Raw genomic sequence first — 12,931 nt, 5'->3', positions numbered from 1 at the left:
ACAACTACCATCGGCCTCATACCTCCTGCGGAGACGCTCCTCCGACCTCGTTGGCACCGGCCCGAGTCAACAACGTCATGCCCTCCTACACCTAGACCGGGAGGCCAAACTGAACCTGGTGGATCAGGCGACGCTGGGGTCTCTGAACTGGCAGGAGATCACCCCGAACGCCGAGGGTGATTGGATCAATCAGCGGGATGAACGGTTCCACACATTCCATCCGCTGTCCATGAAAGACGGTCGCAACGCAATTTTTGCGTCCAATGGCGCTGGACTCCAGACGAATCGTGATGCCTGGGTCTACTCTGATTCAAAGGAATCCCTTCATGAGAAAGTGAAACGTATTTCTGATTACTTCAATGCTGGCATAGAAGCTGGTCAACGCGACATGGACCCCAGCCACGTTAGCTGGAGCTCGTCACTCGTTGCGCGTCACGAGGCGGGCCGGAAGATCTGCGTCAACCCGATTCGGTTCCACCCGGCGTCGTATCGCCCATTCAACAAGCGTTACGTCACAGCAAATCCAGATTTGATCCATCGTCCGGCCGCTATGCGACGATTTTTTCCGGATGAGATTTCGAAAAACGTAGGTTTTTATATGGTAGGCCCTGGTAGCGATAAGTGGTTCAGTGTTTTGGCGACGGACGCTCTGCCGGATCTCTCCTATTGGGGATCTGGACAGGGTCAGTTCTTTCCTCGCTACACCTACGTCGAGTTTGAGGGTGACTTGTTTGCCGAAGCCGCGATGACAACCTCGGGCAGCGCGGCCTACACGCGAGTGGACAACATCACGGACGCCACCCTGGCGTCCTACCGTGCCAAATACGGCGAGGCGGTGACGAAGGACGATATCTTCTACTACGTCTACGGCGTGCTGCACTCGCCCGATTACCGGGAGAGGTTCGCAGCGGACCTGAGGAAGATGCTGCCGCGCATTCCGCAGGTGCCGTCGTCGGACTTCCGGGCGTTCTCCAATGCAGGCCGGGCGCTCTCCGAGCTGCATATCGGCTACGAGTCCGTGGAGCCCTACTCGCTGCAGGAGCACTGGGCCATCGATCCGGAGGCGCTCGACGAGGTCGAGCGGTACCGGGTCACCCAGATGAAGTACGGCGGCAAGGCCGGTGCGTGGGACCAAACCACCGTGAAGTACAACGGCTACCTCACCCTGACCGGCCTGCCGGAAGAGGTCCAGCGGTACACGCTCGGGTCGCGCTCTGCCGTGGATTGGATCCTCGAGCGCTACCAGGTGAAGACGGACAAGGCTTCGGGGATCGTCAACGACCCCAATGACTGGGGCCGCGAACACGGCGACCCGCGCTACATCCGCGACCTGCTCGGCCGCATCGTGACGGTAAGCGTGGAGACCATGAAGATCGTCGATGCACTGCCGACGCTGGAGGTGGAGTGATGGGACGCTGGGAGCCGGAGATTCCGGATGGGTTGCGTTTAGGAAATGCCAGGAATGGCGGCGGGGCCAAGACCGGTCACCTTTTCGACGATCAAGGGAAACTCCGCGGTCATGCGGCATGGCGGTGGGTCGAGGACGGGCCGACGGGCGGGGCCTCCAGCCACCGCATTGGCGGCCAGGCCGCCCAGGAGTGGGAGGCGCTCCTTGTGCTGGCAGCTGGTGCGCTCGTGCGTGTCGGCATCCGTTATGCCCTACCCGCCGTTGGGCGTTGGGCAGGCGCAGTCGCCGTTCCCAAGGCTCGAGCACTCTGGGCCCGTTTGACGCGGACCGAACGACTGCAGCAGGTCCGGCAGGTGCAGGTTGTTGCAGCCATGTCACCTCAGGCCTTCCGCCGGTCTGTGGAACAAACACTCCAAGCCATACGGGATGACCCGAGTGGGCAGGCGGCCCGTGCGAATCTTGTCAGCGTTTTCATGCTCGGCCTCGCCCTGCGCGATCGGATGGCGACAGCGGATGCTACCGGTGCCGACAAGACCGATGCCTCAGTGGTGCGTCGCGACGAGTGGGAAAAGGCAGTGGCCCGACTCCAAGCGGACGACGTGACACGGATCGTGGCTGACGCGCTCCGGGTCCCTGGAAAGGCTTCGGATCCTGAATCCATCCGGCGCATGATCGACGCGCCGATGGCGCATGCCCAGCTCGAACGAGCACTCACCGTCGCCAGCATGGCGGAGCGCGGCGAGGGTTAAAATCTGGGGACGTGTCGGACCGGCATCGGTCCAGCGGGGTGGAAGCGACTTCGCGCCAGGGTGGCCGACCACACCCTCGCCTCCATGGCCCCAGCGGCACCCAGCGCCTAGACTGACCCGGACCCGCGCCCCGATGCCCGTGCTCTCGAGAGCCCCCGGAATCCGCGGATTCTCAACGAATTCTTCTGAAGGATGTGCCCTGCCGTGACCGAGACCCAGCAGTCCCACCTCGTCGAGGCGATCAACTGGAACCGCATTCAGGACGAGAAGGACGTGGAGGTGTGGAACCGCCTCGTCAACAACTTCTGGCTGCCGGAGAAGGTGCCGCTGTCCAACGACGTCCAGTCCTGGTCCCATCTCACGGATGAGGAGCGACTGCTCTCCATGCGCGTGTTCACGGGCCTGACGCTGCTGGACACGATCCAGGGCACCGTGGGCGCCGTCTCCCTCATCCCGGACGCCATGACCCCGCACGAGGAGGCCGTCCTCACGAACATCGCGTTCATGGAGTCGGTGCACGCGAAGTCGTACTCCTCGATCTTCTCCACGCTGGCCTCCACCCCGGAGATCGACGAGGCGTTCCGCTGGTCTCGTGAGAACCGGAACCTGCAGGCCAAGGCCCGCCTGATCGTGGAGCGCTATGACGGCCAGGATCCGTACAAGAAGAAGATCGCCTCCACCCTGCTCGAGTCCTTCCTCTTCTACTCGGGCTTCTACTGGCCCATGTACCTCTCCGGGCACGCCCGCCTCACCAACACCGCCGACCTGATCCGCCTGATCATCCGCGACGAGGCGGTGCACGGGTACTACATCGGCTACAAGTACCAGCGGAGCATCGAGACCCTGCCGGAGGAGAAGCGGGAGGAGCTCAAGGCGTTCACCTTCGAGCTGCTGTTCGAGCTGTACGAGAACGAGGTCGAGTACACCCATGACCTCTACGACGCCGTCGGTCTGGCCGAGGACGTGAAGAAGTTCCTGCACTACAACGCGAACAAGGCGCTGATGAACCTGGGCTACGAGCCCATGTTCCCGGCCGAGACCACGAACGTGAACCCCGCCATCCTCTCCGCGCTCTCCCCGAACTCGGACGAGAACCACGACTTCTTCTCCGGCTCCGGCTCCTCCTACGTGATCGGCAAGGCCGAGAACACCGAGGACGAGGACTGGGACTTCTGATCCCGTCCGCCTGAGCCCCGTCCCGACGACGGCCGGTCGCCTCCCCGCGGAGGCGCCCGGCCGTCGTCGTCTCGCGGGGGCATCACACGTCGACACCCGGGCCCGCAGTATGACGCTGCGCGTCACCGCCCTGCCCGATGGAGCGCACACGCTGCGATACGCTTGGGCCCAGCTTCAGGAGAAGCGGCTGTGGACCCCGCCTCGGCGGGTCCACGTGGTCCCACGACGAGCCGCTCGCCAACCCCATGTTCACGGGTGGCAACGGACCGAGAAGCGGCCTGCCTCCGCTGCGTGCAGACCCCTCGAGGGGAGCCCGCGGTGACTGGGGGACGGGCAAGAGCAGCGTTCGAAAGGATCCCGGCCTCCGGCTCGGGGCGTCTCTCGCCCCCCGCCCGCCGTGCTGTGCCCCGCGGGGAATCACCCACCGCACGGCCCACCCCGCACCGTTCCGCACCCGCCGTGCCCACCCGCGCCGGCGACGTCGCACCGTCCTCCAAGGAGAACCCCATGACGACCCCCTCGAACATCTCCCGCCGCTCCTTCGCCGGCCTGTCCCTGGCCGCCGTCGGCGCGTTCGCCCTGACCGCCTGCAACTCGCAGGCCGAGGAGAAGAGCGACGACGGCGCCCAGACCGTGCGCATCGGCGTCGTGTCCGAGAACGAGTCGCACCGCGCCCTGGTGAAGCTCGCGAAGGAGAAGCACGGCATCGACGTCGAGATCCGCAACTTCACCGAGTACACGCAGCCGAACCCGGCGCTGGACAACGGCGACATCGACATGAACTGGTTCCAGCACATCGCCTACTTGGCCGACTACAACCAGGCCTCCGGCAAGGACCTGACGATGATCGGGACCACCGAGATCATCCCGCTGCCCCTGTACTCCAAGAAGTACACGGACGTCTCCGAGTTCAAGAAGGGCGACACCGTCGCCATCCCGAACGACACCGTGAATCAGGCCCGTGCCATCAATGTGCTCGTCGCCGCCGGCCTGTTGAAGCTGTCCAATGAGACCATCCGCCCGGAGGTCCGCGACATCGACGAGGCCGCCTCCACCGTGACGGTGCAGCCCGTGGCCGCGCAGCAGACCGTGAACGCGCTCGAGTCCGTGCAGGGCGCGGTCATCAACAACACCTTCTCGGCGGACGCCGGCATCGACACGAACACCGCCCTGTTCAAGGACGACCCCGAGGACGACTCCGCCAAGCCGTACGTCAACGGCTTCGCCGTGCGTCGCGAGGACCGCGACAACGAGACCTACAAGAAGATCGCGGCCCTGTACCACGAGCAGCCCGTGCTGGACGAGTCCGCGAAGCTCTCCTCCGGCACGAGCGTGCCGGTGCAGCTCGACACCGCCCAGATCGACGAGACCCTGAAGCAGTACCAGGACGCGATCGCGAAGCAGGGCGCCTGATCCATGGCAGGTTCCCATACGTCCGACCGTGACGCGGTCACCCCGGGGCGCCCCTCCGCGGGCGCCCCGGGGGAGCCGGTCATCGTCTTCGACCACGTCAGCCGCGTCTACGCCACCAAGAAGGGTGCCGGTGTGAAGGCCGTGGACGACGTCTCGCTCGCCGTGAACCGCGGCGAGGTCTTCGGCGTCATCGGCTTCTCCGGCGCCGGAAAGTCCACCCTGATCCGCATGATCAACGGGCTGGAGAAGCCGACGTCGGGCACCGTCACGGTGCTGGGCCAGCAGGTCTCCCATCTCTCCGAAGCGAAGCTGCGTCCGCTGCGCACCCGCATCGGCATGGTGTTCCAGCAGTTCAACCTGCTGACCTCCCGCACGGTGGCCGGGAACATCGAGTTCGCTCTGGACACGGCCGGCTGGCCGCGGTCCAAACGCCGCGCTCGCGTGGCGGAGCTGCTCGAGTTCGTCGGCCTGGCGGACAAGGCCAAGCACTACCCGGAGCAGCTCTCGGGCGGCCAGAAGCAGCGCGTCGGCATCGCCCGCGCCCTGGCCGCCGAGCCGGAGATCCTGCTCGCAGACGAGGCCACCAGCGCCCTGGATCCCTCGACGACGCACGAGGTGCTCTCCGTGCTGCGCCGCGTCAACGAGGAGCTCGGGGTCACGATCGTGGCCATCACCCACGAGATGGAGGTCATCCGCTCGATCGCCGACCGCGTCGCCGTGATGGACAGCGGCCGCGTGGTGGAGTCCGGCAAGGTCTACGACCTCTTCTCTCGGCCCGCCCACTCCGCCGACGCCGCGTCCTTCGTGGCCACGGCGCTCAAGGACCGGCCGAATGCCGAGGAGGTGGCCCGCATCCGGGCGCGCACCGAGGGTCGGCTGATCATGGTCTCGCTCAAGGACTCCGCCGCGGTCTCGGCGGTGCTCGGCACCGCATCGACGCGCGGCGTGGGCTTCGAGATCGTCCACGGCGGCATGTCCGCCACCAAGGACTCCGCGTACGGCCTGCTCACCGTGGCGCTCACGGGCGAGGCCGCCGCGGTGGACGCGTTTGTCGCGGACCTGGCCGGCGCCGGAGACGTGCAGGAGGTGCACCAGTGATCGACCGATTCCAGAACCTCGACTGGGGGTACTACGGCCCCGAGCTGATGACCGCCGTGGGGGACACCCTCTACATGGTCGGCTGGTCCTTCATCCTCGGCGGCATCCTCGGCCTGCTGGTCGGGCTCGTCCTCTACACCACGCGCCCGGGCGGCATCTTCGCCAACCGTGCCGTCTACCTGGTCACGAACTTCATCGTGAACCTCATCCGGCCCATCCCGTTCGTCATCCTCATCGCCGCCCTGCAGCCGCTGACCATCGCGGTGCTCGGCACCGGCATCGGCAACACCGCCGTGGTGTTCTGCATGATCTGGGCGTCCACGTTCGGCATCGCCCGCATCGTGGAGCAGAACCTCGTCTCGCTGGACCCCGGCGTGATCGAGGCCGCCCGCGCGATGGGCGCCTCCCGCATGCGGATCGTGCGCGCCGTGGTGCTGCCCGAGGCCCTCGGCCCGCTGATCCTCGGCTTCACGTTCGTGATCATCTCGCTCGTGGACATGTCCGCGATGGCGGGCATCATCGGCGGCGGCGGCGTCGGCAACTTCGCCATCGTGGAGGGCTACAACCGGTTCCGTCCGGAGGTCACCTGGCTGGCCGTGATCGTGGTGATCGTGTTCGTCCAGGCGCTGCAGCTGATCGGCAACGGCATCGCCCGCAAGGTCATGCGCCGCTGAACCCCGGCTCGGTCCGCACGACGACGGCCGGTGACATCCCGCGGGGACGTCACCGGCCGTCGTCGTCGTTCTGGCAGACTTCGGCCCATGACCGACATCACCTCCACCCCCGCGACCTCCGTCGCCGGCGATCCCCTGGCCTTCTACGTCCGCCTCGGCGAGCCCACCGTGGACGCCGACGGCGTCCGCACCTCCCGCGTGCGCTCCACCGTGCACGCCCAGGGCGCATGGCGGGAAGAGGAGATGCACATGGCCGCCGTCTCGGGCCTGCTGCTGCACGAGGTGGCTGCGCACGAGACCACTCCCGGGCTGCGGGTGGGACGGCTCTCCTACGACATCCTGGGCACGCTCTGGTCGGGCGAGCTCGAGGTGGTCACGCGCACCCTGCGTCCGGGCCGCACCATCGAGCTTGTCGAGTCCGTGCTCCACGCCCGGGGCCGCACCGTGCTGACCCTGCGCGCCTGGCTGCTGTCCACCTCGGACACCTCCGCCGTCGCCCAGCTGCCGGACGAGCCCCTCCCGCCGCGCTCGCAGGCGCAGTCGCACAACGCGCTCCACGGATGGGGAGGCGGGTACATCGCCTCCCTCGACGGCGTCGTCCTGCCCGGCCACGGGCCGGGCCACGGCCGGGTGTGGCTCACCACGGACCGCGAGATGGTGGCGGGGGAGAGCACGAGCGACCTGGTGCGCCTGATCAGCCTCACCGACGCGGCCAACGGGATCGCCCCGGCCCTGCCGGCGAAACCGGGCGGGTGGTTCTTCCCCAACGTGGACCTGCAGATCCACCTGTACCGCGAGCCCACCGGCCACTGGCTCGGCCTCGCGGGGCAGGTCACGGTGGGCCCGGACGGCGTGGGCCTGACCAGCACCGTCCTCCACGACGACGACGGCCCCTTCGCCCACGCCGAGCAGACCCTCACCCTGCGCTCCTGGCCGGCCGAGGGCGGCCTGTGAGCGCAGCTCCCCGGCTGCGCTGGGCCGTGCAGGAGCGGACCCTCGGGGCCGCTGAAGACCTCGACTGGGCCATGGACGAGCTGGCCGTCTTCCGCGCCGCCGCGGCCGAGGGAAGGGCCCTCGAGGACCTGATCCGCGTCTACGTGCCCGAACCGACGGTCGCGTTCGGCCAGCGCGACGCCCGGCTGCCCGGTTTCGCGGCCGCGGCTGCGGCGGCCCGGGCCCACGGCTTCGCGCCGGCGGTGCGCCGGGCCGGCGGGAGGGCGGCGGCCTACCATCACGGCTGCCTGGTGGTGGACCACCTGAGCCAGCAGGAGGACGCGGCACTCACGCAGCAGGCCCGGTTCGCCGAGTTCGCCGACCTGTTCGTGCGGGCGTTCGCGCGCGTGGACGTGCCCGCCTCCGTGGGCGAGATCCCGGGGGAGTACTGCCCGGGCGAGTTCTCCGTGCAGGGCCCTGCGCCGACATACCCGGTGAAGCTGGCCGGCTCCGCGCAGCGCGTGGTGAAGGGGGCGTTCCTGTTCTCCACCCACGTGGTGGTGTCCGACCCCGCTCCGCTGCGGGCCGTGCTCGTCGACGTCTACCGGGAGCTCGGTCTGGACATGGACCCCCGCACGGCGGGCGCGGCCGAGGACGTGCGCCCCGGGGTGAGCGTCCCCGCGTTCGCCGCGGCCCTGCGGGAGGAGTACACGGCGTGGGCGGCCGCCGCCGGGCTCGAGGTGGTAGACGAGCAGCTCGCCGTCCTCGCTGCGGGCACCTCCGGCTGAGGGCACGGGCGGCCAGACTGCGGGCGGGCCGTCAGGCCGTGAGATCCGCGATGATCTCCCGCTTGCGTCGCGGGGTGAAGCCGGCCGCCACGGCCGCCGCCCGGCGCGCCGCGTCCGTCCGGTACAGGGACCAGCCCCGCTGCACGAGGAACGGCAGCGGCTTGCGGCGTTCGGCGACGTCGCGCACGAACCGGCGGGCCGCCGTCGTGGTCCGCGCCTGGTCGATGTACCAGGCCGCGTAGCCGACCCCGGCCCGGTCCAGGGCGGCGGGCATGCGCTCGGCGAAGATGCCCTCCGCCACGATCACCCCGCCCGGCTCGAGCGCGACGGTGCTGTGCCCGCGGACGGAGGACGTGGAGATGTCGTAGTCGGGCACACGCGTGGCGCCCTCCTCGAGCAGTTCGACGACCGCGTCCACGGCCGCCTGCTCATCCCATGTTCCGGGGTGGTCCCAGTCGATCTCGCCGTAGGGGGTGCGCGGGAACACGGGGCCGGGCCCGCCCGCGGCGCCGTCGTCGGACTGCGGACGGTAGAACGCATCGAGCGAGAGGTGGGGCCGGCCGTGCCGCCGGGCCAGGTAGGACTTGCCGGAGCCCGACGCGCCGCCGAGCAGGATCACGGAGGGAGGGGGCGAGGCGGGGAGGATGGTCACGGGGGACCATTCTTCCCCACCTCGGCGCGTCCTCAGTGGCCGCGGTCGATCCACTCCTGCAGGTGCGGCTTCTCCGTGCCGATCGTGGTGGAGTCGCCGTGGCCGGTGTGGACCACGGTGGCCTCCGGCAGCGAGAGCAGGCGCTCGCGGATGGACTCGATGATCGTGTCGAAGTCCGAGTACGAGCGGCCGGTGGCGCCGGGCCCGCCCTGGAACAGGGTGTCGCCGGAGAACACGACGCCGGTCGGGGCGCCGTCGTCGCCGGCCTCGCCCAGGGCGGGGGCGTACAGGCAGACCGAGCCGGGGGAGTGGCCGGGGGTGTGCAGCACCCGCAGCTCGACGCCGGCCACGCGCAGGACGTCGCCCTCGGCGAGCGCGCCATCGGGCTCCTCGTCGGGGAAGACGTCGTCCCAGAGCATGCGGTCGGCGGGGTGGAGCAGCGCGGGGGCGTCCACCATCTGGCGGAACTCCTGGACCTGGCGGATGTGGTCGTCGTGGCCGTGGGTGAGGACGATGGCCAGCACCTGGCGGCCGTTCACCTTCTTCCAGACGGCCGAGGCATCATGGGCCGGGTCGATGACGACGCACTGCTCCGCGCCGCCGACGATCCACACGTTGTTGTCCACGTCGAACGTCTCCCCGTCCAGGGAGAACGTGCCGGAGGTGACCAGGTGATCGATGCGCGCCATCAGAGCACCACCACCGAGCGCAGGACCTCGCCGGACTTCATCGTCTCGAAGGCCTCGTTCACCTCGTCCAGGGCGATGGTCTCCGTGACGAACTCGTCCAGCGGCAGGCGGCCCAGGCGGTACTGGTCCACGAGCATCGGGAAGTCGCGCTCCGGCAGGCAGTCGCCGTACCACGAGGACTTCAGCGCGCCGCCGCGGCCGAAGACCTCCAGCAGGGGCAGCTTCAGCTCCATGCCGGGGGTGGGCACGCCCACCAGGACGACGCGGCCGGCCAGGTCCCGGGCGTAGAACGCCTGCTCGTAGGTCTCCGGGCGGCCGACCGCCTCGATGACCACGTCGGCGCCGAAGCCGCCGGTCGCCGCGCGGATGGCCTCCACGGGGTCCTCGTCCTTCGAGTTCACGGTGTGGGTGGCGCCGAGCTCCTCGGCCTTCGCGAGCTTCTTGGCGTCGATGTCCACCGCGATGATCGTGGTGGCGCCGGCGAGCTTCGCCCCGGCGATCGCGGCCACGCCGACGCCGCCGCAGCCGATCACGGCCACGGACTCGCCGAGCTTGACCTCGCCGGTGTTGATGGCCGCGCCGATGCCGGCCATGATCCCGCATCCGAGCAGGCCGACCGCGGCCTGTTCCTCGGGAGTGTCGACGCCGTCGACCTTGGTGCACTGCTTGGCGTGGACGAGCGTCTTGTCCGCGAACGCCCCGATGCCCAGGGCCGGGGACAGCTCCGTGCCGTCCTCGAGGGTCATCTTCTGGGTCGCGTTGTGGGTGTTGAAGCAGTACTTCGGCTCGCCCTTGCGGCACGCGCGGCACTCGCCGCACACGGCGCGCCAGTTGAGGATCACGGTGTCGCCGACCTTGACGTGGTCGACGCCCTCGCCGATCGCGGAGACCACGCCCGTGGCCTCGTGGCCGAGCAGGTACGGGTACTCGTCCCCGATCCCGCCCTGCTGGTAGTGCAGATCCGTGTGGCAGACGCCGCAGGTCTTGATGTCGACGACGGCCTCGCCGGGTCCCGGATCGGGGATGACGATGGTCTCGATGGTGACGGGGGCGTCCTTCGCCATGGCGACGACGCCGCGGACCTTCTGGGACACGTTGTTCCTCCTGGTGGTGGGGATCTGCCCGATGCCGCGCATGCGTGGGGCAGCGCGACGTGCGGGCTCGTTCTGCCCATCCCATCACAGGACCCTGTGCGACGCATCGGTGAGCGGCCGGGGGGCCTGGTGTGTGGCGTCACCACGACGGCCGGGGGAGACTGCAACCGGACCCGCAACATCGATGCGAACGGAGGGGCGAACCGTGGCACGACATGGCAGAGACGAGGACGAGGCGTCCGAGGCTCCGGAGGCTCCAGCCGGGGCTCCGGCCGGTGCCGGCACGCTCGCTCAGTGGCGCATCCCGCTGGTGGGGCTGCTGATCGGCGTCGGCCTGGGAGTGGTGTTCGGACTGGGCACCGAGAGTCCCTGGGGCAATGTGCTCGGCTGCGCGATGATGGGCTTCGCCCTCGGCATCGCGTGGATGTATGTCGAGCGTGGCCGGGACGGGAGGGACCGCTGACGTGTGCGGCCGCTACGTGATGGCCCGCGCCACGAGCGACCTGGTGGCCCTGGGCGATGCCGAGACGAATGAGGAGCTGGTGCTCCGCCAGAGCTGGAACGTGGCGCCGACAGCCGAGGTGCCGATCCTCGTGGCGCACGCGGACGGCGTTGGCGCCGGAGTGACCCGGCGGATCCACGTGGCGCGCTGGGGCCTGGTGCCGCCGTGGGCGAAGGAGCTGTCCGTGGGGTCCCGTGCGTTCAACGCGCGCTCGGAGACCGTGGCCTCCAAGCCGACGTTCCGGGCCGCCGTCCGCGCTCGACGCTGCGCCGTGCCGGTGGAGGGCTACTACGAGTGGAAGACGCCGGAGCCTGGCGCCAAGGGTCCCGACGGGCGGGCCGCGAAGAAGCAGCCCTACTACGTGCACCCGGCCGGGGCCGGGGACGGCGAGGGGCCGGTCATCTGGTTCGCCGGCCTGTACGAGTGGTGGCAGGACCCCGAGGCCCAGGCCGCGGGGGAGGACGCCTGGGTCCTCTCGACGACGATCCTCACCATGGCCGCACCCGACGCGGACGACGACGAGCCGGTGCTCGCCGCACTCGGCCAGCTGCACGACCGGATGCCCGTGCCCATGGACGCCGAGACGATGGACCGGTGGCTCGCCCCGGACACGCTCGGGTCTGCCGAAGAAGCCGACGCCCTCGTGGGCGAGGTGTGCGCCGGCGCGTACGACGTCGCGGCGGGCTGGTCGCTGCGGCCCGTGGGGGGCGCCGTGGGGAATGTCCGGAACAACGGGCCGGAGCTGACCCAGGAGATGAGAGAGCAGCAGGGAACGCTGCTCTGAGGGACGGGGCGACGGGGATGACCTGCCCGTGAGGCGCGGGAACGCGGTGCCGCGGCACCGTGATCGGATCGAGACGGATCCGAGACCGTCCTGAACTCCCCCTGAGAATGGGCTCTGCGTAGCGTGGATGTCACCGGGCCGGCGCGAGCGCCGCATCTTTTGGAGGGGTGCCACGGCGAGGCCGGAGACGGTCATCTCCTGTTCACCCTGTCCGTGGACGGTACCCCGGTGGCCGCCGCCCTCTATGACGAGGCCGCCGGCACTCCGGAGGGCAACAGAGGCCCCTCTGCCGGACTCGTCTACGCGTGGGGCGAGCACAGCCTGGCCGACCCCGTGTTCGGGGACTACCCCGAGCGGTTCCTCACGCTGGAGCACGCCGAGTCGGGCGTGCTGCTGCCGTTCCGGTCCGAAGGCCTGGGCGACGACGCAGCGGTCGCGGAACTCTCGTGGGGTCCGCGCTGGGGTGCCCTCTGGCGCGACACCACGGTGGACTCCTTCACCGGGTTTCACTACCTCGCCGACGCGACATGCCCGACCGACGACCGCCTCGTCCTCGACTGGTCGCTGGACGGGATGACCAAGAGTGAGGACGTCATCATCACCCAGGACGCGGCGCGGTCCGACGTCTTCGCGCTCGTCGAGTTGCTCGCGGACGGGCAGAAGCCCCGGGCCCTGAACGTGCCGGCGGGGGAGGACGCCCCGTCTCCCGGCGAGGCGGACCCGGTGCCGCCCGCCGAGCAGGAGCCCGTCGACACTCCGGCGCCCGTGGCCGGGGAGGAGCCGGGAGAAGGAACGGGCGGGGAGGAGACCCACACGACCCCGGACACGGTCGAGACCGGGCGTGAGGTTCCGGCGGGCGTGCTCGGAGCACTCGCGGCCCTCGGCGCGGGACTCGTGCTCATGGCCCGGGGGCGGGTGCGCCGGGTCTGACACACCCGACCGACGAGTGGGCCGCGGGGCGGTGGACGGGA

The 12,931-nt window shown here is 69.4% G+C and carries 14 protein-coding genes; 11 read left to right on the top strand and 3 right to left on the bottom strand.

From position 1 onward, the window contains the following. The first annotated feature begins 118 nt into the window (after positions 1-118). The 8 genes from DE149_RS11600 to DE149_RS10320 all read left to right on the top strand — a co-directional run bounded on the left by DE149_RS11600 (position 119) and on the right by DE149_RS10320 (position 8,239). Positions 119-1,408, top strand: a complete 1,290-nt coding sequence (locus DE149_RS11600; protein ID WP_147084476.1) for a type ISP restriction/modification enzyme — start codon at positions 119-121, stop codon at positions 1,406-1,408. Next, complete coding sequence (locus tag DE149_RS11595) at positions 1,408-2,157, top strand: hypothetical protein (protein ID WP_143739777.1); 750 nt, start codon at positions 1,408-1,410, stop codon at positions 2,155-2,157. The genes DE149_RS11600 and DE149_RS11595 overlap by 1 nt, the downstream gene beginning before the upstream one ends. A 192-nt stretch (positions 2,158-2,349) precedes the next feature. Continuing rightward, entirely contained in the window at positions 2,350-3,333 is a 984-nt protein-coding gene (gene nrdF, locus DE149_RS10345) for a class 1b ribonucleoside-diphosphate reductase subunit beta (RefSeq protein WP_152743901.1), read from the top strand. A gap of 507 nt (positions 3,334-3,840) precedes the next feature. Continuing rightward, a complete protein-coding gene (locus DE149_RS10340; RefSeq protein ID WP_073115374.1) occupies positions 3,841-4,746 on the top strand; it encodes a MetQ/NlpA family ABC transporter substrate-binding protein in 906 nt (301 codons plus the stop codon). Positions 4,747-4,749: 3 nt separating this feature from the next. After that, positions 4,750-5,844, top strand: a complete 1,095-nt coding sequence (locus DE149_RS10335) for a methionine ABC transporter ATP-binding protein (RefSeq protein WP_083325258.1) — start codon at positions 4,750-4,752, stop codon at positions 5,842-5,844. After that, the gene (locus tag DE149_RS10330; protein ID WP_036313181.1) at positions 5,841-6,518 is read left to right on the top strand and encodes a methionine ABC transporter permease; all 678 of its coding nucleotides are present in this window, start codon (positions 5,841-5,843) and stop codon (positions 6,516-6,518) included. Before DE149_RS10335 ends, DE149_RS10330 begins: the two co-directional genes overlap by 4 nt. A gap of 87 nt (positions 6,519-6,605) precedes the next feature. Beyond that, the gene (locus DE149_RS10325) at positions 6,606-7,472 is read left to right on the top strand and encodes a thioesterase family protein (protein ID WP_036313183.1); all 867 of its coding nucleotides are present in this window, start codon (positions 6,606-6,608) and stop codon (positions 7,470-7,472) included. Beyond that, entirely contained in the window at positions 7,469-8,239 is a 771-nt protein-coding gene (locus DE149_RS10320) for a lipoate--protein ligase family protein (RefSeq protein ID WP_113914438.1), read from the top strand. The genes DE149_RS10325 and DE149_RS10320 overlap by 4 nt, the downstream gene beginning before the upstream one ends. 31 nt (positions 8,240-8,270) lie before the next feature. Here DE149_RS10320 and DE149_RS10315 read toward each other — a convergent pair whose 3' ends face one another. The 3 genes from DE149_RS10315 to DE149_RS10305 are packed head-to-tail and all read right to left on the bottom strand — an operon-like array spanning position 8,271 to position 10,674. Next, positions 8,271-8,891, bottom strand: a complete 621-nt coding sequence (locus DE149_RS10315) for a uridine kinase (protein ID WP_113914437.1) — start codon at positions 8,889-8,891, stop codon at positions 8,271-8,273. Between the two features lie 32 nt (positions 8,892-8,923). Beyond that, complete coding sequence (locus tag DE149_RS10310) at positions 8,924-9,580, bottom strand: MBL fold metallo-hydrolase (RefSeq protein ID WP_036338953.1); 657 nt, start codon at positions 9,578-9,580, stop codon at positions 8,924-8,926. Next, a complete protein-coding gene (locus DE149_RS10305) occupies positions 9,580-10,674 on the bottom strand; it encodes an S-(hydroxymethyl)mycothiol dehydrogenase (RefSeq protein WP_036338955.1) in 1,095 nt (364 codons plus the stop codon). The genes DE149_RS10310 and DE149_RS10305 overlap by 1 nt, the downstream gene beginning before the upstream one ends. A gap of 205 nt (positions 10,675-10,879) precedes the next feature. Between DE149_RS10305 and DE149_RS10300 the strand changes: the two genes are divergently transcribed. From DE149_RS10300 to DE149_RS11870, 3 genes are all read left to right on the top strand, one after another. Then, on the top strand, positions 10,880-11,137 hold the full coding sequence (locus tag DE149_RS10300; protein ID WP_113914436.1) for a hypothetical protein: 258 nt from the start codon (positions 10,880-10,882) through the stop codon (positions 11,135-11,137). A 1-nt stretch (position 11,138) separates the two neighbouring features. Further along, complete coding sequence (locus DE149_RS10295) at positions 11,139-11,960, top strand: SOS response-associated peptidase (protein ID WP_113914435.1); 822 nt, start codon at positions 11,139-11,141, stop codon at positions 11,958-11,960. 213 nt (positions 11,961-12,173) lie between these two features. Further along, positions 12,174-12,890: a hypothetical protein gene (locus DE149_RS11870; protein WP_233490738.1), complete on the top strand. Its 717-nt coding sequence runs from the start codon at positions 12,174-12,176 to the stop codon at positions 12,888-12,890. Positions 12,891-12,931: the final 41 nt, after the last annotated feature.

Origin of the sequence: Micrococcus sp. KT16 (assembly GCF_003315015.1) — a bacterium.
GTDB classification, from domain to species: Bacteria; Actinomycetota; Actinomycetes; order Actinomycetales; family Micrococcaceae; genus Micrococcus; species Micrococcus luteus.
The sequence above is the reverse complement of the archived record's forward strand: the minus strand, read 5'-3'. Positions and strand labels throughout refer to the sequence as shown.

What these genes read in the sequence shown, in the direction of transcription:
- DE149_RS11595 (WP_143739777.1), top strand. Translation starts at nt 1,408, where the DNA reads ATGGGACGCTGGGAGCCGGAGATTCCGGATGGGTTGCGTTTAGGAAAT.
- nrdF (WP_152743901.1), top strand. Translation starts at nt 2,350, where the DNA reads ATGTGCCCTGCCGTGACCGAGACCCAGCAGTCCCACCTCGTCGAGGCG.
- DE149_RS10340 (WP_073115374.1), top strand. Translation starts at nt 3,841, where the DNA reads ATGACGACCCCCTCGAACATCTCCCGCCGCTCCTTCGCCGGCCTGTCC.
- DE149_RS10335 (WP_083325258.1), top strand. Translation starts at nt 4,750, where the DNA reads ATGGCAGGTTCCCATACGTCCGACCGTGACGCGGTCACCCCGGGGCGC.
- DE149_RS10325 (WP_036313183.1), top strand. Translation starts at nt 6,606, where the DNA reads ATGACCGACATCACCTCCACCCCCGCGACCTCCGTCGCCGGCGATCCC.
- DE149_RS10310 (WP_036338953.1), bottom strand. Translation starts at nt 9,580, where the DNA reads ATGGCGCGCATCGATCACCTGGTCACCTCCGGCACGTTCTCCCTGGAC.